14 protein-coding genes are annotated in these 20276 nt (G+C 70.2%); 5 read left to right on the top strand and 9 right to left on the bottom strand.

The window, feature by feature from the left end; all coding sequences use genetic code 11:
• Window positions 1-12 precede the first annotated feature (12 nt).
• The 6 genes from A176_RS39270 to A176_RS02070 all read right to left on the bottom strand — a co-directional run bounded on the left by A176_RS39270 (window position 13) and on the right by A176_RS02070 (window position 5901).
• On the bottom strand, window positions 13-2457 hold the full coding sequence (locus A176_RS39270; RefSeq protein ID WP_226994367.1) for a hypothetical protein: 2445 nt from the start codon (window positions 2455-2457) through the stop codon (window positions 13-15).
• A 113-nt stretch (window positions 2458-2570) separates the two neighbouring features.
• A complete protein-coding gene (locus A176_RS02090) occupies window positions 2571-3191 on the bottom strand; it encodes a DedA family protein (protein WP_002637032.1) in 621 nt (206 codons plus the stop codon).
• Between the two features lie 106 nt (window positions 3192-3297).
• On the bottom strand, window positions 3298-4365 hold the full coding sequence (locus A176_RS02085; RefSeq protein ID WP_002637033.1) for a radical SAM protein: 1068 nt from the start codon (window positions 4363-4365) through the stop codon (window positions 3298-3300).
• On the bottom strand, window positions 4362-4670 hold the full coding sequence (locus A176_RS02080; protein ID WP_021781167.1) for an anti-sigma factor family protein: 309 nt from the start codon (window positions 4668-4670) through the stop codon (window positions 4362-4364). Before A176_RS02080 ends, A176_RS02085 begins: the two co-directional genes overlap by 4 nt.
• Complete coding sequence (locus tag A176_RS02075; protein ID WP_002637035.1) at window positions 4667-5281, bottom strand: RNA polymerase sigma factor; 615 nt, start codon at window positions 5279-5281, stop codon at window positions 4667-4669. Before A176_RS02075 ends, A176_RS02080 begins: the two co-directional genes overlap by 4 nt.
• A 35-nt stretch (window positions 5282-5316) precedes the next feature.
• Window positions 5317-5901 carry a DNA-3-methyladenine glycosylase gene (locus A176_RS02070; RefSeq protein WP_002637036.1) on the bottom strand — a complete coding sequence of 195 codons (585 nt, stop codon included), beginning with the start codon at window positions 5899-5901 and terminating at the stop codon, window positions 5317-5319.
• A gap of 58 nt (window positions 5902-5959) precedes the next feature.
• Here A176_RS02070 and A176_RS02065 point away from each other — a divergent pair, with 58 nt between their 5' ends.
• Entirely contained in the window at window positions 5960-7510 is a 1551-nt protein-coding gene (locus A176_RS02065) for a 4-alpha-glucanotransferase (RefSeq protein WP_002637037.1), read from the top strand.
• A gap of 67 nt (window positions 7511-7577) precedes the next feature.
• Here A176_RS02065 and A176_RS02060 read toward each other — a convergent pair whose 3' ends face one another.
• On the bottom strand, window positions 7578-7886 hold the full coding sequence (locus A176_RS02060) for a hypothetical protein (protein WP_044889779.1): 309 nt from the start codon (window positions 7884-7886) through the stop codon (window positions 7578-7580).
• Between the two features lie 154 nt (window positions 7887-8040).
• Between A176_RS02060 and A176_RS02055 the strand changes: the two genes are divergently transcribed.
• Together A176_RS02055 and A176_RS02050 are read left to right on the top strand one after the other, a co-directional pair.
• On the top strand, window positions 8041-10188 hold the full coding sequence (locus tag A176_RS02055) for a BamA/OMP85 family outer membrane protein (protein ID WP_044889780.1): 2148 nt from the start codon (window positions 8041-8043) through the stop codon (window positions 10186-10188).
• Window positions 10185-14924: a translocation/assembly module TamB gene (locus A176_RS02050; protein WP_002637040.1), complete on the top strand. Its 4740-nt coding sequence runs from the start codon at window positions 10185-10187 to the stop codon at window positions 14922-14924. Before A176_RS02055 ends, A176_RS02050 begins: the two co-directional genes overlap by 4 nt.
• Before the next feature lie 64 nt (window positions 14925-14988).
• Here A176_RS02050 and A176_RS02045 read toward each other — a convergent pair whose 3' ends face one another.
• A complete protein-coding gene (locus A176_RS02045; RefSeq protein ID WP_021781168.1) occupies window positions 14989-16035 on the bottom strand; it encodes a hypothetical protein in 1047 nt (348 codons plus the stop codon).
• A 176-nt stretch (window positions 16036-16211) separates the two neighbouring features.
• Here A176_RS02045 and A176_RS02040 point away from each other — a divergent pair, with 176 nt between their 5' ends.
• Together A176_RS02040 and A176_RS02035 are read left to right on the top strand one after the other, a co-directional pair.
• A complete protein-coding gene (locus tag A176_RS02040) occupies window positions 16212-17543 on the top strand; it encodes a hypothetical protein (protein ID WP_044889781.1) in 1332 nt (443 codons plus the stop codon).
• A gap of 83 nt (window positions 17544-17626) precedes the next feature.
• Entirely contained in the window at window positions 17627-18697 is a 1071-nt protein-coding gene (locus A176_RS02035; protein WP_002637043.1) for a hypothetical protein, read from the top strand.
• Window positions 18698-18703: 6 nt separating this feature from the next.
• Here A176_RS02035 and A176_RS02030 read toward each other — a convergent pair whose 3' ends face one another.
• The gene (locus A176_RS02030; RefSeq protein ID WP_002637044.1) at window positions 18704-20014 is read right to left on the bottom strand and encodes a PQQ-dependent sugar dehydrogenase; all 1311 of its coding nucleotides are present in this window, start codon (window positions 20012-20014) and stop codon (window positions 18704-18706) included.
• Window positions 20015-20276: the final 262 nt, after the last annotated feature.

The following is a 20276-nucleotide window of genomic DNA, read 5'->3' as shown; positions in this document are numbered from 1 at the left end:
CGCGCGGCTGATTCACGGCGATTCGCGGCGCGCTCCACCTGGACCGCCATGTCGTTGGGGCCAGCCGCGGTCATCTACTCGCATCTCGGGGCCCAGGCCGTACGACTCCAACGTCCACGCGCCGTCACGCTCCAGGACGACATAGAGGGACGCTCCCGCGAACGCCGCGCCCACGACGCGAGGCTGCGCTGGCAATGGGCACATGCCCACGCGCTCGCCTCGGGAGAAGAACTGGAGCCAGGACTGACGGCCCTCGGATGACTCCGCGTCCGCGAGCACGCCCACCACGTTCCCCTGTAGCAACGCCGCCTCGTACACGGTGCCTGGGAGTGATTCATCCGGCAGGGCATCTACCTCCCAGGCCGTGTGTCCCGTGCCCGCCTCCACCGCGCGAAGCACCACGCGCTCCTCGTCGGCCGTACAGGGCACGCCGTCCGTGCGCTCGCACGCGCGTGCGAAGAGATAGGCCGTTGTCCCGCCACTCGACATCAAGGCGGGCTCCATGAGCGGCGCGCTTGTACCGGTGCCGCTGGTCCAATCCACGGACGTCAGTGCACCGGCATCGGGATGCACGAAGGCGCTGCCGCCGACCAAGAGCACGCCATTGGCGACCGCCAACGCCGCGCCTCCGTCCGGCACACCGCCATCGAGTAGCGACGTCAACGAAAGTTCCGTCTCCGTTAGTGCGCCCAAGGCCTCCGCGTCACCCCGCGCACGTGTACCCACGGACTCGGCGGCGCGCGCATCCGACGGAGCAACCAACATCCCTTGCGCCCCCATATCGCTTCGTGGGCGCACTCTCCCTCGCTCAGCTTCACGACTTGCCCACGACCGCAGGTGCTCACGCGACAACGCGATGGCGGAGGCAACGTGCGCCCCCATGTCGATTCGTGGGCGAACTCCCTCTCGCGCAGCTTCACGACTTGCCCACGGCCGCAGGTGCTCACGCTCCGACGCGATGACAGATGCCTCGTGCGTTGACGCCGCCGCTCCCAGCTCCGTGAGCACCCTGCCCCTGATTTGTTGCGGCACGCCAGCATCCACGGACTCCACGCGCCGCAGCCGTCCATCCCCCGTGTAGACATAGGCCGCGCCGTCCGCGCCGAGAGCGAGCCGCGCCTCGCCATTCCACGCCTCGACCGGCGATGCGCCCAGCAAGGTGCCCGCATCCTCACGGCCCGCGAGCCACACCAGCCGCGCGGACTCCGTCGACGCAACGCCCGCGTCCGCCACGGCAGCGCCCCAGGACACATAGGCGAGCACGTCACCCGTCTCCGTAAGCGCCACATGCCCCGTCCCGGGCCCACCCGCCCACGTTCCAGCATCTGCGCCGAGCGCCCCCCAGGTCGCCTCCCAGAGCCGCTCCCCCGCGCCTCGGTGCGCGTAGCCCTCCAGCCCCTCCGCCGCGCGCACCACCACGCCCGCGTCCGAAGCCGCGATCAACGTCCGCGCGCCACCATCCGGATACACCGACGCGTACCGCAGCAACCCCGAGCCCGTGTACGCGACCAACTGGCACCCCGCGTCCCCACCACACACCGACGTGAAGACCGCATCCCCATCCACGAGGACTACCGGGCCACCGTCCTCCGCCACCGGAGCGCCCTCCAGCACCTGGCGGAACGCCGGTTCCAACTCCGCAGGCTCCGGGCGCTCGCACGCCCCGGCCCGACACCGCCCCTCGTCCTGACAGGCCGTGGCCGGCGCGCAGACGAAGCCCTCCGGCGGCGGCATCTCCCGGCACGTGCCCCGCAGACACAGCCGCGCCGTCTGGCAGCTCACCGGACCACACGGCACGAAGTCATCCACGTTCACCGACGTGCAGCCCTTGTCCCGGTCGCACACGCCCACTTCACAGGGGTTCCGCGGCGCGGGACACGCCACCTGCGTCGTCACGCACCCGCGCGTGGGCGAGCACGCATCCACCGTGCACGGGTTGTTGTCATCACACGTCCGAGGCTCGCCAACACACGCCCCGGAATTGCACCGTCCATCCACCTCACAGCGGCTCTCCGCCGTGCACGCGGCGCCTTCCTCCAACGGCGTCTCCACGCACGCACCCGACGCCACATCGAAGTGAAACGTCGAACAGGGTCGCTCCGGGCACGGCGACGGCCGCACGCCCGTCCCCAGCAGGCGCACGGACTCCGTCACACCCGCGCCCTCCAGCACCAGCGTGCCCTCCGCCACGCCATGGCCCGCGGTGAACACCACCTCCACGTCGGCCACGCCGCTGCCGGGAACACCCACCTCCGGCGCCACCACGGCGAAGGGCCCATCCACCGCCGCCACCACCGTCACCCCCGCGCGGCCCGTGGCCAGCAACGAGACGCCACGGCGTGCCTGCGAGCCCTCCAGCACGCGGCCAAAATCCACCACCGAATCCCGAGGCCGAAAGCCCTGACGCGAGCCCCCCGTGCCCGAGCCCTCCGGCTGACACCCCGCCACGGCGAGCACGAGCGCCAAGAGCCACGCAGTCCAGGAACGCACAGGCGGATGCATGGCGGCGGAATCAACCGGACGCCCCCTGCCGCCGCAATGCGACGCCGAGGCGCCGTCCTACGACGAACTCAGGGCCCCGGCGCGGGGGCACGGCGGCGAGCGAGCATCCGGATGCCCACGCCAATCGCCGCGATGACGACAAGCCCCACCACCGCGTACTGGTAGCGCGCCATGAGCACCGTCAGCCGCTCCAGGTTGCCGCCCACCATGGCCCCCAGCCCCAGCACCAGCGCGGTATGTGCCATGGCCGACACCGCGCCCAGCGCCAGCGCGTTGAAGCGCGGCATGCGCGAGGCCCCGGCGGCGACGAAGATGAGCCCGCGAATGCCCGGCAGGAAACGGTTCACCAGCAGCAGCCACGGCCCGTTCACCCGCATCCGCGACTGCACCTGCTCCAGCCGCGCGTGGGTGATGCCCAAGAAGCTCCGCTCGGGCTGGGCCTCGAAGCGCTTCGCCAGCCAGTGGCCCACCGCGTAGTTGATGGCCGCGCCCACCACGCTGCCCACCGTGACGACGAGGAACACGAGCACCCACGGCTGCGAGCCGCGCACCGCGTACACGCCCCCCAGCAGGGTGATGGTGTCCCCGGGGAACGGCGGCACGACGTACTCCAACATCGCCGCCAACCCCAGCACCAGCAGGCCCAGGGGCCCCAGGGCCGAGATGAGCTGGTCGATGTATTCCACCATGCGGCGTTGGATTTAAGTCGGATGTCGCCCAGGGGAAAGCGGCATCCGCCCGGCACCGCCACCGGTGAACATCCCCGGGGCCTTCACAGGGGCCCCGAACCGGAGGTCAGGGAGTCGGCGCCTCGGGAGGCCGGGGCATCACCGTGCCGCCGTACTGCGTGGCCGCCAGCGTTCCACACGCCGCGCCAATCTCCTTGCCGCCCGAGTACCGCCGCGCCACCGGCGACTTGAGAATCTGGAGGTGGTCGCGAAACGCGCTCAGCTCCTCCGGCGTGGGCGGCAGGTACTTCCCGGTGGGGTCCGTCACGTCGATGAGGTCCACCTTGATGCGGATGCCCTCGAACGCGGCCTTCAGCGCCTCGGCGTCCTCTAGGCCCATGTTGAAGCCGCTGATGGCGACGTAGGCGATCATCGCCCGCTCGCGCCGCACCTCGCTGTACTCGCGGATGGCGGCGATGAGCTCCGGCAACGGGTGCGTCTTCTCGATGGGCAGCACCTTCGCGCGCTTCTCCGCGATGGCGCTCGTCACGGAGAACGCGAGCCGGTACGGATGGCCCTCGCGCACGTAGCGGCGGATGGCCGGCACGTGGCCCGCGGTGGAGAAGGTGATGGACTCCCCCGCGATGGAGAAGCCCGCCGGGTGGCGCAGGATGTCCGCCGCGCGCAGCGTCTCCTTGTAGTTGAGGAGCGGCTCGCCCATCCCCATGAAGACGACGCCGCGCACCGGCCGGTCCGCCTCCGCCCGGACCTGGAGCACCTGGTCCAGAATCTCCCAGGTCTGCAGATTCCTTTTGAAGCCCAACTTGCCCGTCATGCAGAAGTCGCACGCCAGCGCACAGCCCACCTGGCTGGAGACGCAGATGACGTACTTCTCATCGAAGATGGGGATGCGGACCGCCTCGATGCGCCCGCCCAGCGGGGAGTCGAAGAGGTACTTCACGAAGCCGTCGTCCGCGCGGCGGCGCTCGACGATTTCCAGCTTCGGCATCTGCGCGTGGGCCCGGAGGTGGTCTCCCACCCGGCGCGGCACCTGGCGGGCCGAGGCGACGTCCTCGACGCTCTGCAGACCGTGGGCGAACACGGCCGCGAACACCTTGCGAATGGCGGTGGGCGACGGGGAGAGCGGCGCGAGCGCGGCCTCCAGCTCCGGAAGCGAAAGGGACTTCAGGTTCACGAGGCGGACTTGATTTTGGAACGAAGGAACTCGGTGAGCTTCTCGGAGACTTCCTTCGGCATCCTCGCCACCAGGGCCTTCTTGCAGAGCCCCGGCGTGGCTCGGTAGGTGCGCAGGAACTCCACACAGGGGCTACACCCCCGCAGATGCTCACGCAGATGCTGTGCGTCCTCTGGAGACATCTCTCCGTCGAGGTATTCCAGCAGGAGGTTGATGGAGTCTTTGCAGTTGTACATCCGAACCTCGGCTGGCTGCGGCGCGCCCTCGTCTCTTTCGATGATGCCGAGCGCTTTGTCGCGTTTCACAGCTCGCGACTGTCCCGGTTGTAGAAAGCGTCGATGGCTTCACGGAGCGCGAGCCGTGCGCGGTGCAACCGGCTCTTGATGGCGGGGATGGAATCCCCCGTCACCTCAGCAATCTGTTCGTAACTGAGGCCCTCCACGTCTTTCAAGAGGAACACCTCCCGGTACCCCTCGGGCAGGCGGTCCGAAGCCTGCTGGATGGCGCTCCCCAGCTCGGCGTCCAGGGCCTTCTCCTCGGCGTCCCGGCTCCAATCCGTCTGGGGGTACTCCGCCAGGGAGCCTCGCTCGGTAAACTCCGGGCCCTGGAGCTCCTGCTCGGCTGCCTGGGCCACGCGGCGGTGGCGCAGGCGCATGAGCGCATGGTTGGCCGCGATGCGGTGGACCCAGGACCCGAAGGCCGCGTCCCCCCGGAAATCCCTCAGATGTTGGTAGGCGGACAGGAAGGTGTCCTGGGTGATTTCGGCCGCATCGGCCTCCGAACGCGTCATTCGGAGCGCCAGGCCGTACACCTTGTCCCGGTGGGCATCCACCAGGGCCTCGAAGGCGGAAACATCCCCATCCTGTGCGCGGGCGAGGAGCTGACGGTCCTCTTCCCTGACGGCCTCGTCGGACATGGCGGGGCGCACCCAACCAGCCAGAAAGCCCGGCGTCAAGCGGGCTTGCGGCGCCCGGGGGACGGCCCCTTGCTGACGTGTTGACTGTCCCGGACCCACAGGCGGAAGGGTTCGGCGGCCCACGGACCGGCGTAATCCACCCCAATCCGGGGCCCCCGGGACACGGCTGACTCGGGAACGGGCGTCCCGGGTCGCAAGTGAAGCGCCGGCGAGCAGAGCCCCCGCCGGTTGTGCTCCCGCGTCAGCCCCAGGGCCTTGCACAGGCGCCCGGGCCCGTCCGTGCGCGTCCCGGGCGGCAGCCCCTCCAGCGGCTCCAGGGCCCGGACCAGCACCGCCGCCCCCACCCCCGTGGCATCCGTCACCACGTTGAAACAGTGGTGCATGCCATAAATCAGATAGACGTACGCCACCCCGGCCGGGCCGAACATGACCTCGGTGCGCGGCGTCAGTCCCTTGGCCGCGTGGCACGCCAGGTCGTGCTCACCGATATAGGCCTCCGTCTCGACGATGCGGCCCACCCGGCGCCGCCCGGCCTCTTCCACCACCAGCAGGGTGCCGAGCAGTTCGCGAGCCACCACCAGCGCGGGACGGGCGTAGAAGGACTCCGGCAACCAGTTCACGCAGCGATGATAACGGCAGTTCCCTGGCGCGCGGGGCTGGTGCAGATTGCATCGCACCATGTCCACGCCCGGCCGGCTCTCCGGTCTCCTGCTCCCGCTCTTCTCCCTCCGCTCGCAGACTGATTTTGGCATTGGCGACTTCGGCGCCATGGAGGGCCTCTTCACCTGGATGAAGGCCGCCCGCCAGCGGATGCTGATGGTGCTGCCGCTGCTGCCCACGGCGCCGGGGGATTCGAGCCCGTACGCCACGCGCTCGGCCTTTGGCCTCAACCCCCTCTTCATCGACCTGCAGAAGCTGCCGGAGTTCGCGGCCTCGGGCGGAGAGGCGGCCCTGTCGGACACGCAGCGCGCCCAGCTCGCGGAGGCCCGCGGCGCCCCGCGCGTGCGCTACGACCTGGTGTTCCCCCTCAAGGACGCCGCCTTCGCGCGCGCCTTCGACGTCTTCGAGAAACAGCACTGGGCGCCCCAGTCCGAGCGCGCCAAGGCCTTCCAGCAGTGGCGCGAGGCCCAGGGCGAGTGGCTGGAGAGCTACGCCCTGTTCACCGCCATCAGCGAGCAGGAGGACCGCCGCGCGTGGTGGGAGTGGCCCCAGGGGCTGCGCACCCGCCAGCCCGAGGCCCTGGCCGCCAAGTCCCGGGAGCTGGAGCGGCGCGTGCGCTACCACGCGTGGCTCCAGTGGGTGGCCGAACAGCAGTGGAACGAGGCGCGGACCCAGGCGCGCGCGAACGACGTGCTCCTGTGCGGCGACGAGCCCTTCATCATCGGCCAGGACAGCGCGGACGTCTGGGCGCACCCGGACATCCTGCGCCGCGACGCCCGCCTGGGCGTGCCGCCGGATGACTTCTCCGCCACGGGCCAGGACTGGGGCCTGCCCTACTTCGACTTCGCGGCCATGGAGAAGGACGACTTCGCGTGGCTGAAGACGCGCGCGAAGAAGGCGGCCAGCTACTACGACTTGCGCCGCGTGGACCACGCGGTGGGCTACTTCCGCCAGTGGATTCGCGACGAGCAGACGCCCACCGGGCGCTTCATCCCCCAGGACGAGGCCAGCCACCGCTACTTCGGAGAGAAGACGTTCCGCCTCCTCTCCGAGGGCGCGGGCATCGTCGCCGAGGACCTGGGCGTGATTCCGCCCTTCGTGCGGCACATCCTCGCGGACCTGAAGCTGCCCGGCTACCGGGTGATGCGCTGGGAGCGCGACGACAACAGCTACCGCGACCCGCGCCAGTTCCCCACGGTGTCGCTGGTGACCACAGGCACCCATGACACGGACACCGTGGCCGAGTGGTGGGAGGGCGCGGGCGACCACGAGCGCCACGCCGCGGCCCGCTCGTGGCCGGAGCTGCACGGCGTGCACATCTCCCGCGAGTTCAGCCCCGACGTCCACCGGGCCATGCTCGCCTCGGCGCTCAACGCCGCCAGCGATTTGTGCGTGCTGCCCTGGCAGGACGTGCTCGGCACCCGGGACCGCATCAACCTGCCCGGCTCCATGAGCGACTCCAACTGGGCCTACCGCATCGAGCAGAACGTGAGCGACCTGCTCACCGACGCGCGCACGCGGGAGGCCGCCGAGCGGCTGGCCTGGCTCACCGCCTCCGCGCGGCGCTGAAGTCCGCGTCGGCCGCCGCTCCCGGGAACCCCATTGTTCCCGGTTGAACGCGGCGGCCGGCGGCCGCTCAGTCGATGCACTTCACCTGGGCCGGGAAACCGTCGAACAGGGCACAGGTCCGGTTGGAGTTGGCGCACTCCAGCCGCTCGCAGACATCGTCGAAGACGCAGATGGGCGGCGAGCGGCCGAACTCCAGGAAGATTTCCGTGCAGAACTGGTACGGATTCACACAGCCGAACGAGCCGCAGTAGGGCGCGTCGGAGAAGCTCTCGCCCTCCCGGAGGCGCACCGCCTCGTCCTCGGACACGCCACACGAGGACATGTAGACCGCGAGCACGGAGAACACCCAGCTTCTCATTCGGCGGGACAGAGCCATGGCCCCATCTTGGGCCAGGTGGGACCGGCTTGCACGTCCTCGCCGAGGCTCCTTTCGGGACAGCGGACACTGCGCGCGGGCCGGAGAACCCGGTATGCGACACTGCCGCGCACCTTCGGGCAGAAGAAGTGTTGGGGCGCCGAGCCTTCCGGCTATGAAACATCCCGTGGCCGCCGCCCTTCTCAGACACCTCCGCCTCGCCACTTCCGTCGCGCTCCTGCTGACCGCGGGCTGCGCCACCACCAATGCGCCGCCCCCTTCGGGTCCCAAGGTCACCGACCTGGAAATCCAGGGCACGGACCAGGTGAGCGAAGGCGCCATCAAGGACCGCATCCTCACCACCGCGACGCCCTTCTGGGGCTTCTGGCCGTTCGGAGGTCCCAGCTACTTCGACGCCAACGCGTGGCAGGCGGACCTGCGCCGCATCGAGCGGTACTACCAGGCCCAGGGCTACTACCAGGCCCAGGTGGTCAACGCCGAGGTGAAGCCGGATGGCGACGACAAGGTCGCCATCGACATCCAGGTGCAGGAGGGCGAGCCCACCCACATTGGCGAAGTCCAGGTGACGGGCCTGGACACCCTGCCGGAGGAGGTGCGCGAGGAGCACCGCAAGTACGTGCTGGACGACCTGCCCCTGCGCGAAGGCGACATCTTCAAGGAAGACGCCTGGGAGGAGACGAAGACGCGGGTCCAGGAGCGGCTGCGCGAGCTGGCCTATGCCGAGGCGGAGGTCGACGGCGAGGTGCAGGTGGACGTGGACACCCGCAAGGCCAACGTGCGGCTCAACACCCGGCCCGGCATCCGCTACCGCTTCGGCAACACCTTCGTCGCCACCGACGCCAACCCGCAGGTGCCCCCGCGCCGCATCATCGAACAGGTGACGGGCGCGCTGAAGAAGGGGGACTGGTACAGCGAGACGGCGCTGGCCAACGCCCAGGCGCGCGTCTTCCGCATGGGCGTGTTCGGCGCGGTGAAGGTGAACCGCGGCGCGCCGGACCGCGAGACGGGCACGGTGCCGGTGGTGGTGGACGTGCGCGAGGCGCCCTTCCGCTCGGTGCGGCTGGGCGGCGGTCTGGGCGTGGACGCGGCCCGGCAGGAAGCGCGCGTGGTGGGCGAGTGGACGCACCGCAACTTCGGCGGCGGCCTGCGCCGCTTCACCGTCCGAGGCCGGCTGGGCTACGCCTTCATCCCCAACGTCCTCAACTGGAACAAGGACGGGCCCGTCTTCGACGTCACCGCCGAATACGAGCAGCCCCGCTTCCTCTTCCGGGACTTGCGGGCGCAGAACTCGCTCACGGTGGAGAAGGGCCTGGAGCAGGCCTATGACTTCTGGGGCGGCAGGCTCCAGACGGGTGTCATCTGGCAGCCGCACCCCGACTTCTCCATCTTCCCCTCGTACAACCTCCAGGTGTACCGGCTCACCGGCCGCGTCAGCGCCGACGCCCGCGTGCCGCCCATCGTCCTGGGCTGCGGCGCGGGCCAGGAGCAGTGCAACACGGCGCTCAGCTTCCTGGAGCTGGCCTTCACCTGGGACCGCCGCGACGACGTCATCGAGCCGCGCGACGGCTACTACGTCTCCTTCTCCATCCAGAAGGGCGGCGGCAAGCTCCTGCGGGGCGATTTCAACTACATCCGCCTGCTGCCCGACCTGCGCGCCTACCGCTCCTTCGGCGCGGACAAGCGCTTCATCCTGGCCGCGAAGGTCCGGGCGGGCACGCTGAACCCCGCGGACGGGCAGAGCTCCATCGTCACCCGCTTCTTCTCCGGCGGTGGCACCTTCATGCGCGGCTTCAACAGCCAGCGCCTGTCCCCCATGGCGGCCCTGCAGCGCACGGGGGAGGATCGGGACGGTGACGGGATTCCGGACCCCATCCAGGACCAGGAATGGAACACCGTGCCCGTGGGTGGCAACAGCCTCTTCGAGACCTCCATCGAGATGCGCTACCAGGTCTCCGAGAGCGTGATGGTGGCGGCCTTCTATGACTCCGGCCTCGTGGGCGTGGAGAGCTTCGCCAGCGCGAACCGGCCCAAGCTCTTTGGCCCCGAGCACTACCACGCCGTGGGCATGGGGCTGCGCTACCTGACAGTGGTGGGGCCCATCCGCCTGGACATCGCCCGTCGATTGAACATCGGCGGGGGATTGCCCGTATCCACCCCGGGGTACATCTATCCCGAAGCGGGAGGCTGTTTCGGCATTGGGAGCCGGTGGCGTCCCTCCGGCCCGACCACGCCCAGCGGCGCCTTCGCGGGTGCGCCTGACGGGCAGTGCGCGCTGCACCTGTCGATTGGAGAGGCGTTTTGACGGAATCCACCTCGACCGCCTCGCCGCCTCCGCCCCGCCGCCGCGCGCGGTGGGGCCGCCGCGTGCTGTGGAGCCTGCTGGGGCTGATGGGCCTCATCGTGCTCGTCGTCGTGGGCGCGCTCATCTTCGCCACCACGCCGCGCGGCGAGGCGTTTCTCGTCGAGAAGGGCCTGGCGCTCGCCAACGAGCAGTTCTCCGGCCGCCTGGAGCTGGGGCGCCTGGACCTGTCCCTGAGCGGCGTCATCCTGGAGGACATCAAGCTGTACGACCCCGAAGGCGAGCTGGTGGCGGAGATCGCCCGGGTGGACGTGCGCGCGCGGCTGGCGGGGCTGGTGCGTCAGCACGTGGACCTTCCCTCCGCGCGCATCGAACGGCCGCGCCTGTACCTGGCGCAGGATGAGCGCGGGCTCAACCTCACCCGCGCGCTGGAGCCCCGCACGCCCAGCCCGGAGAAGCCGCCGTCGGGGCGCGGCTCGCTGGTGTTGGACCTGCGCGAGCTGGTCCTCGAGGACGGCTATGTCGACTTCCGGCAGGAGCTGCCCGAGGGCGGCGAGCGGCAGGTCCGGTTGGAGGACCTGGACGCCCGGGGCTCGGCGCGCTTCGCCGCGGCGACGGTGGGCGTGGGCGCGAACCTGGAGGCCACCGCCCAGCTCACGCGGCCGGTGCCCGGCCCGGTGAAGCTGAACCTGAAGGCCAGCGGCGAGGAGAACGCCTTCCAGGGTGACGTGGGCATGGCGCTCGCCGGCCTGCTGCTGGACGCGAGCGGCAGCGCGCAGCTTCCGCCCGAGACGCCTCCGGGCACGCCGCCGGGTGATTTGAAGGCCTCGCTGGAGCTGCGCCGGCTGACGGCGCCGCCGGAGCTGCTGAAGGCCTTCGTCCCCACCTGGCCGCTCCTGGTGCCGGTGTCCGCCGAGGGCACCGCCGGACTGGACGGCGACGCGGCCCAGGTGGACGTCTCCGCGAAGGCGGCCAGCGCCACGTTGTCCGTGAAGGGCGGCCTGGACCTGGAGCGGATGATGACCGACGGGCTCGCCGTGAAGGCCCGGAACGTGGACCTGTCGGAGCTGATGGCCCAGGGCCCCAAGACGCGCATCTCCGCGGACCTGGACGCCAAGGGCGGAGGCACCAGCCTGGAGTCCGCCGAGGGCGAGGTGAAGCTCACCGTCTCCCCTTCCGAGTACCTGGGACAGCCGCTGGGGCCGGTGGAGCTGGAGGCCAGCGCGAAGGAAGGCCGCTATTCGTTGATGCGGCTGCGCATGCTCGCCCCCGGCGTGGCGTTGCAGGCCAAGGGGCACGGCACGGCCGAGTCCATCCAACTGACCGGTGGGCTCACCACGGGCAACCTCGCCCTGCTGTCGCAGATGCTGGCCAAGCTGATGCCGGGCACGGTGGCGCCCATGGCGGGCAACGGCACGCTGGACTTCTCCGTGAAGGGTCCGCTGCGCACGCCCGCCGTGAAGGTCGACGGCGGCTTCCCCGCGCTTCGCTATGGCGACGTGGTGGCGCAGGACCTCGCGTTGAAGCTGGAGATGCCCAACGCCACGCAGCCGCTCACCTCCAACGTCACGCTGGTGGTGTCCCGCCTGCGCGCGAGCGGACGCGACCTGCGGGATGTCGCCGTCACGCTGGCCACGCAGGAGCGCGACCTGAGCGCCAGCGTGCGCGTGCAGGGCGACGCCGAGCTTGGCCTCACGATGAAGGGCCAGGTGGACAAGAACGGCCAGGGCCTGGGCATCCGGGAGCTGGCGCTGTTCTGGCCCGAGGCCACCTGGACGCTCCAGAAGCCCACCCACGTGGGCTTCGGTGGAGGCAACGTCGAGGTGGCCCCGCCGCTGGTGCTCGCGTCGGAGGGCCAGACGCTGTCGCTGCAAGGCTCGATGCGCGGCCAGCGCATCGCGGCGCGCGTGGAGCTGGGCGCCTTCGACTTGTCCCGGCTGCCGGCCGCCTTCGTCCCTGAGTCGCTGGGTCTGGGCGGCACGCTGACGGGTTACGCCGCCGCCAGCGGGACGATGGCCCGCCCCGCCGCGGAGGTCGACCTCCGGTTGGAGGATGGCCGCGCGCAAGGCTACGAAGGGCTCCAGACGGAGCTGAAGGCGCGCTACGTGAAGGACCGCGCCACCGGCACGCTGACGGCCGGGCTGCCCGTGGCGAAGCTCGACGCCGAGTTCGACGTGCCGGTGCAGGCCGTCCTCAAGCGCCGCCGCGACACGCTGTCCCTGAAGGTGAATCTGGAGTCGCTGGACGTGGCCGGGGTGATGAAGCTCGCGGGGCAACCCGAGAGCGCCAGCGGCCAGATGTCGGGGACGTTGACCGTGGAGGGCTCCGCACGCGAGCCCCTGCTGGACTTCACCCTGCGCGGCCGGGACGTGCGCTACCAGGTGCCCCCTCCGGGCTTCTCGCTCCCGAAGCCGCTGGACTTCGAGCTGCGCGCCGCCTCCCACCGCGAGGACCAGAAGCTGTCCGCGCGCCTGGACGTGCAGGGCCTCAGCCCGCAGACCTACGTGGCCGTGCGCACGCCCTTCACGCTGGGCGGGCTCATCACGAAGCCGCCCACGCCCGACGAAATCTTCTCGACGACGCTCGGCGTGGAGGCCCGCGTGACGGAGCTGCCCCTCACGCTGCTGCAAGGCATGAGCGGCGTGCAGCAGCCGGGCGGCACCGTGTCGGCGCAGCTCGACTTCGAGGGCTCCGTGCTGGTGCCGCAAGCGACGCTGCGACTGAAGGCGGACGCGGTGACGGCCAACGGGCTGCCGCCCATGAACGGCCAGCTCAGCGTCGTGGGCAACGAGCGCGACGTGAAGCTGACCCTGGCCGCGCAGCGCCAGGACGGCCCGCTGGCCCAACTGACGGCGAAGCTGGACGCCCCGCTGGGCGCGCTCCAGGACCGCGAGGTGTACGGCCACATCCCGTTCGACATCGTGGGCCGCGTGGGCCCGGTGCCGCTCCAGGAGCTGCCTGGCCTGGCCACGCCGCCCACCGCCGTGGCGCAGGGTGCTCCGCCTCCGGAAGGCGGCCGGTCCAAGGGCATCCAGGGCGTCCTCGCCATGGAGCTGGGCGCCCGGGGCACGCTGGACACGCCGCAACTGGAGCTCACCGCGGGCGTGCAGGGCCTGGGCATGGGCAACACGGGCCTGGGCCAGGTGCGGCTGAACTACGCGTACAAGAACACCCGCTCCCGCTTCGACCTGCTCTTCACCGAGCCCGGCGGCGGCACCATGCTGGTGAACGGTGGCCTGGGCCTGGACGTGTCGCTGCCCGCCATCACCCGGGGCCTCAAGACGGACAACGCGCCGGTGGAGGTGGCGCTCAAGGCCCGCGACTTCAACCCGGCCTTCCTGTCCGGCACGGTGGAGATGCTGCGCAGCATCGGCGGCATCCTCCAGGCGGACGCCAGCCTTGCGGGGACCCTGGGCAAGCCCACCTTCAACGGAAGCCTGGAGTGGAAGGACGGCAAGCTGGGGGTGATGGGCATGGGCGAGTACCGCGACATCCAGCTCGCCCTGAAGGCCAGCCGGGAGTCCCTGGCCATCACCACGCTGTCGGCGAAGGCCGGCAACGGCCGGCTGGACCTCAACTCGCCGTTGACCGCGGTGCGCAACGTGCGCGGCGAATACGACGTGTCGAGCCCGGGCACCTCCGACCCGCCGCTGGTGATGCGCAACTTCCCCATCATCGTCGACGACCAGCTCATGGCGCTGGTGAGCCTGCGCGGCAAGGTGGAGGGCACGGTGTCCCCGCGCCTCATCAACCTGCGCAACGTCGCCATCCCCGAGGCCACCATCGAGTTGCCGGAGGCCAAGCGCAAGGACCTGCAGCCGCTGGAGCGCCCTGGCGACGTGGTGCTCGTGCGCAACGGCGAGCCGCTGGACCGCAAGAAGCGCAAGGAGGCCCAGACGCCTCCCACGGCCGCGCCCGGCACCGCGCAAGGGGGCGGCGGGCCTCCCGTGGAGGGGGCAGCGGGCGCGGAGGCGGAGACCGAGGAGCCCACGTCGCGGCCCATGGTCGTCTGGATGAACGTGAATGCGCCGCGCAACCTCTGGGTGAAGGGCTCGGACATCAACGCGGAGCTGGGGCTGTCCGAGGACTTCCGCGTCGAATACACGGACGTGGCGCGCCTGTTCGGCGAGGTGCGCGTGCTGCGCGGGCGCGTGGACGTGCTCGGCCGCCGCTTCGACATCCAGCGCGACAGCCAGGTGCGCTTCACGGGCCCGCCGGCGACGCCGTACATCAACGTCACCGCCGAGCACCGCAACGACAACGCCAAGGTCACCGTCTTCGTCACCATCCGGGGCCAGGGGCGTGAAATCACGCTCAAGCCCACCAGTGACCCGCCGCTGCCGGAGTCGGAAATCTACACGTTGCTGGCCACCGGCCGGCGCACGCTGGAGCGCGGCTCCGGCGCGTCCATGAACGCCAGCGCCCAGGCCGCGTCCGTGGTGGGCTCGCTGGTCGCCAACGAGGCCCGCAAGGCCCTGGCGGCGAAGCTGCCCTTGGACGTGGTCTCCATCGAGGCCGGTGACTCCGGCATCGCGGGCACCAAGCTGGAGGTCGGCACGTACGTGACGGACAAAATCTACGTCGGCTACACCGGCCGGGTGGGCGCCAACCTCCAGCAGGGCGAGAACGCCAACGCGGTGCGCTTCGAGTATCAGCTCGGCACGCGCTGGAGCCTGGAGGGCCAGTACGGCGACGCGCGCTCGGGCGGCCTGGACCTCATCTGGACCAACCAGTACTGAGGCCCGTGTCCGCGGCGACACAGCGGGCTCCCGTCCTTGGAGACGGGAGCCGCCGCGGCTGGAATCAGAGGCCGTACATCGCGAAGCAGGAGCCCGCGGGGCCCGCGCCGGAGGTGGGCGCGGACGGCGCGCTCAGCCACGCGCTGCTGGCGCCGCACTGGTGCCACTGCCGGTCCCCGGTGGACTGCACGCAGGTGCGCGGCGGCACCGAGCGGCCCAGCGTGGCCGACGAGCACCACCCATAGGACACGGTGCAGTTCGTGGGCTGCGTGGCGGTGCCCGACGTGAAGGCGCCGGACTGGCACTGCCTCCAGACGGCATCCGACGAGCTCTGCACGCAGCCCAGCTCGGGGACGTCCCGGCCGGCCGTCTCGGAGAAGCAGCCGGAGGCGGAGCCCCAGGCGTAGGCCGATTCATAGCGGTGGAAGACGACGGACACCAACGACGAGCCACCCACCGTGGTCCGGCCGCACTGGAGGGCATACGCGCCCACCCACGGCGTATACGTGTAGAGCGCCGCCGTCGCCTTGTTCGCGGGCCGCACCGAGCACGGGTCCGACGTGGACTTCAGCACGCCCACGCGCCAGCCGGAGATGGTGGGCCGCCCCGCGTCCAGGTCCGTCAGGTAGCCGCGCAGCTTCTTGGCGGAGCAGTCAATCTGCTTGCCGAAGCCCACGTATTGCGCGTCACAGCCGCTGGTGTCCGGACAGCCACAGCCGGTGGCCTTCGCCAGGTTGTTGGAGGTTCCGCTCTGGATGAGGCTGGACTCCACCTGGATGCGGGCCAGCATGTACAGCGGGCTGATGCCAAACGCCTTGGAGCGCTCGACGATGAGCGCGGCGGCCGTCTTGTTGCTGAACGCCGGGTCCCGGTAGTTCGCCAGGAACGAGCGGTTCTGCTGGAGGAAGGCCTGCACCTGCGCGGTCGTAATCCACTGGCCACCGGTGATGTCGGCGTCCTCGAGCAGCCGGTGCATGTCGTACTTCGTCGTGGCCTCCAGCAGCACCTGGCCCGTCAGCTCGTCAATGACAGGCTCTTCCTGCGCGTCAATGGGACCACAGCCCACTGCGACCAGTGCGGGCACCAGCAACAACCACAATCGCGTCTTCATCGCGACCTCGGGGGATGGGCCGCGCGGACGCGGCCAGGGGGAGCCCGAGGCTCCAGCCGCGTGAAACATCATTCAAGGATTTCTCATTTTAAATGATTAGCGGATTATTATGCCCACGAGCATTCGTCGCATGGCCCACACAGACGGTGCGTGGCCGCGAGAGTAGCGTGCGGGTCATGAAGAACATCCACGCGATCAAGAGGCCGAGGCGACTCCTTTCCCTGACGTTGGGCCTGCTGCTGGTGGCGGGCTGTTCCAGCTCGGACGATGACGGCCAGCGGCCCTCGGGCGACGCGGGCACGCAACAGCCGGACGGTGGCGGCGGCGTGGTGGAGCCCGGCGAATGTCTCCCGGGGCCCATCCTGACGTCGCTGGGCAAGAACCGGCTGCTCGTGGGCGCGCAGATGCAGGACGGCACCGCGGCCCGCGCGCCGTTCGACATCCATTACCTCTACATCGCGGGCGGCCTCTTCGACTCGAACAACGCCTGCACGTCCTGCAACTCGGGGTGCAGCGCGTCGGGGACTTCGTGTCAGGGCGGGGCGTGTGCGTGGTGGGGTTGCTGGCAGGACACGTCACGGCCCCCCGGCGACTACGTGCGCGGCTTCGTATCGCGGGCCCAGGGACGCCAGCCCGCGCAGATTCCGCTCATCACCTACTACCAGCAGCTCCTGGGCAGCGGACGCGCGGAGGGCGAACAGCAGCTCGGCGCGCTCAACGAGCTGGCCTTCATGCGGCGCTATCTGGCGGACTGGCGCTTCGTGTTGCAGCAGGTGGGCGACGCGCAGGCGCTCCTCCACATCGAGCCGGACCTGTGGGGCTACATCCAGTTCTACCACGGCACCGCGAGCAGCCTGCCCGCGCAGGTGGCCAGCGCCAACGCCACCGACTGCGGCGGCATGGAGAACAACGCCGCGGGCCTGGGACGCTGCATGATTGCCATGGCCCGCAAGTACGCGCCCAACGCGAAGGTGGGCCTGCACGCCAGCCCCTGGGCGACGCGCTACGACGTGTACCTCAACACGAGCGCCTCCTTCGACATCGCGGGCGAGGCGCGCAAGGTGGCCGACTTCCTCCTGCAGGTGGGCGCGAATGAGACGGACTTCGTGGTGGTGGAGGCCTCCGACCGCGACGCGGGCTTCTACGAGTCCCAGGGTGAAGGCGTGTGGTGGGACACCACCAACGCCACCCGGCCGAACTTCCATCAGGCGTTCGCCTGGGCCCGGGCCCTCTCGGAGCAACTGAACCGGCCGAACCTGTGGTGGCAGTTGCCCGTGGGCCACATGGCCCTGCCCAACGTGAATCAGCGCTGGCGGGACAACCGCGCGGACTACTTCTTCTCGCACACGGCGGAGCTGGCCGCGGCGCACTCGCTGGGCTTCTCCTTCGGCGCGGGCGAGGGGCGGCAGACGACGCCGGAGACGGATGACGGACACCTCGTCGGACGGGTGCGCGCCTACGCGGAGTCGGGTGGCCAGACGCCGTGCCTCCCCACGCTGGCGCCGTGAACTCCAAACCAGACACGCAAAACTAGACGCAACGCCAGACACAGGCACCATCCGGTTCCCGTCCCCCGAAAGGCAGGAACCGCATGGCCTCACCGATTCGTCGTGCTCCCGGCGTCCTGAGGTCCACGGCCGCCGCCCTGTCCCTGGCACTCTGCTCCGCGTGTGGTGAAGGCGCCTCGGAGGATGACCCCTTCGGCGAGGCCCAGCGCGCGCTGCTCCAGGGCGTCGGCTCGGCGGCGGCGCGCGCGGCGTTGGCGAAGCGGTGGGCGCCCATCCACTATCAGGACGTGGACGTGACGGGCGCGCACGCGCTCGGTGGCCGCTCCGACTTCATCACCCGCGTGGACTTCGACGGGGACTGGGTGGGCACCAACAACTGGGACAACACCGGCTCGCGGGTGCTCAGCGCGCACGCGTACCACTCGGTGGTGGAGACGCCCTCGCACTGGTACCTCGTCTACACCTTCTTCCACCCGCGCGACTGGTCCGACAACATCTTCGAGAAGGAGCACGAGAACGACAGCGAGGGCGTGCTGCTCATCGTCCAGCGCGACGGCAGCGAATACGGGGCCCTGGTCGGCGCGGTGACGGTGGCGCACCGGGACTTCTTCTCCTACGTCCCCGCGGGCAGTCCGCTCCGCTCCGGCGCGGAGTCGATTGACGGCACGCTGTCGATGGCCTCCTTCGAGGGGCAGCTCCACCCCATCACCGCCCAGGAGGCCAAGGGCCATGGCCTCAAGGCGTGGCCCGCGTACGACATCGTCGGCGACGGATTGAAGTACTTCCCATCCCTCACGCTCGCCGAGCAGCCCTCGTCCGCCTCGGACCACGACGTGCGCTACAAGCTGCTCGACATCTACGGCGTGGAGGGGCTGTGGCCGCGCAGGGAGCTCTCCTCCCTGTTCTCCTCCTGGGGCACCTTCCGGGGCGACACGAGCGGCGGCTGTGGCCTCGTCGCGGGCAACTGCACCACGAACGCCGCCAACGCGCCGTGGGGCTGGGACGACCATGACGACGGTCCCAGCTACCGGGGCGAAATCGCCACCGACCCGGCGAAGCTCGCCGCCCACTACTTCAGTCCGTCGTCGCAGTTCTCCACGACGTACACGTTCAACCCCTTCAAGGGCATTGGCGCGGACCCCAACACGCCCTGAGCGGCCTCAGCGCTTCGCGGCCACGCGCCACAGCGTGTTGCTGGAGTCGTCGGCGACGAGCAGCGAGCCATCCGGCAGGACGGTGATGCCCACCGGCCGGCCATGGACCTGCGCGGAGGGCTCATCGGCGATGAAGCCCGTGAGGAAGTCCTCCTGCGGGCCGCTGGGCCGCCCGTCCTTGAACGGCACGAAGACGACCTTGTAGCCAGACAGCACCTTCCGGTTCCACGAGCCGTGCTGCCCGATGAAGGCACCGCCGTGGTACCGGCTCGGGAACGCCTGGCCTTCGTAGAACGCAAGCCCGAGCGAGGCCGTGTGCGAGCCCAGCTCCACGTCCGGCACGCGCGTCTTGCGCACCAGGTCCGGCCGCTGACCGGCCATGCGCGGGTCCTCATTCGCCCCGAAGTAGGCGTAGGGCCAGCCATAGAAGGCGCCGTCCACCACGTGCGTGAGGTAGTCCGGCACCAGGTCCTCGCCCAGGTTGTCGCGCTCGTTGACCACCGTCCACAGCGCGCCCGTGCCCGGCGCCCAGGCCATGCCCACCGGGTTGCGCAGGCCGCTGGCGAAGATGCGCTCGCCGCTGCCGTCCGGGTTGATTTCGAGGATGTTCGCGCGCCGCTCCTCTTCCTTCAGGCCGTATTCGGCGTTGTTGCTCGCCGAGCCCACGGACACGTAGAGCTTCGAGCCCTCCGCGTTCGCCAGCAGGTTGCGCGTCCAGTGGTTGTTGTAGCCCCCCGCGGGCAGGTCGAGCACCTTCTGCCCCTGCGCGCGCAGCACCGTCGCGCCCGTCTCGTAGGGGAAGCGCCAGACGCCATCCGTGTTCGCCACGTAGAGCTGGTCGCCCAGGAGCGCCATGCCCAGCGGCTGGTTCAGCCCCTCCAGGAAGACCTCGCGCACCTCGGGGCGGCCGTCGCCGTCCGCGTCGCGGAGCAAGGTGATGCGGTTGGCGCTGGTGCCGATGTTCTGCGAGCGCGCCTTGCCCGTCTGGAGGGCCTTCTCGCGGTCCTCGTCGTTCTTGAACAGGGAGGCGGCTTCCGCCACCAGCACGTCCCCGTTGGGCAGCACGTACGTCCACCGAGGGTTGCTGAACCCGTCCGCGTACCGCGTCACCTCGAAGCCTTCGGGCGCCCGGGGCTGCGTGCCTTCCGGCCAGCCGATGACGTGGCTGTAGCGCTTCACATCGAAGCTGGGGTCCGGAGGCGGCAGCGCCGGCGCGGGCACGGAGGGCTCCGGCGAGGCCGAGGGCGCGCGGTGCGCGCAGTCCACCAGGAACACCATGGCCACCGCGCTGAAGAAGAGTCGAGAGAGCAGGTTCATGCGCCCTCTTTACGAAGCCACCGCCGCGCGGCGAGCCTCGCGTCCCATCGGGTGTTGAGTGGTGAGAGACGCGGACAGGGGTTGCTCGATGCCCGACACCGCGGGCCCGGGCCTCGGCTTCGATTCCACTCTGGAGTAATTTTGGACCAGTGTTGCAAGGGATACACTCCTCGTGTATCCATGGATTCACCCTGTGAATTTCACAGGGCGCGGGTCGCCCCACATCTCAGATCCCCCCTTCTAGTTCGGGGCGGCTCGTACC

The sequence above is a fragment of the Myxococcus hansupus genome (assembly GCF_000280925.3).
Taxonomy (GTDB): Bacteria; Myxococcota; Myxococcia; order Myxococcales; family Myxococcaceae; genus Myxococcus; species Myxococcus hansupus.
Note: the sequence above shows the minus strand (reverse complement) of the source record. Positions and strands in the feature narration are given on the sequence as shown.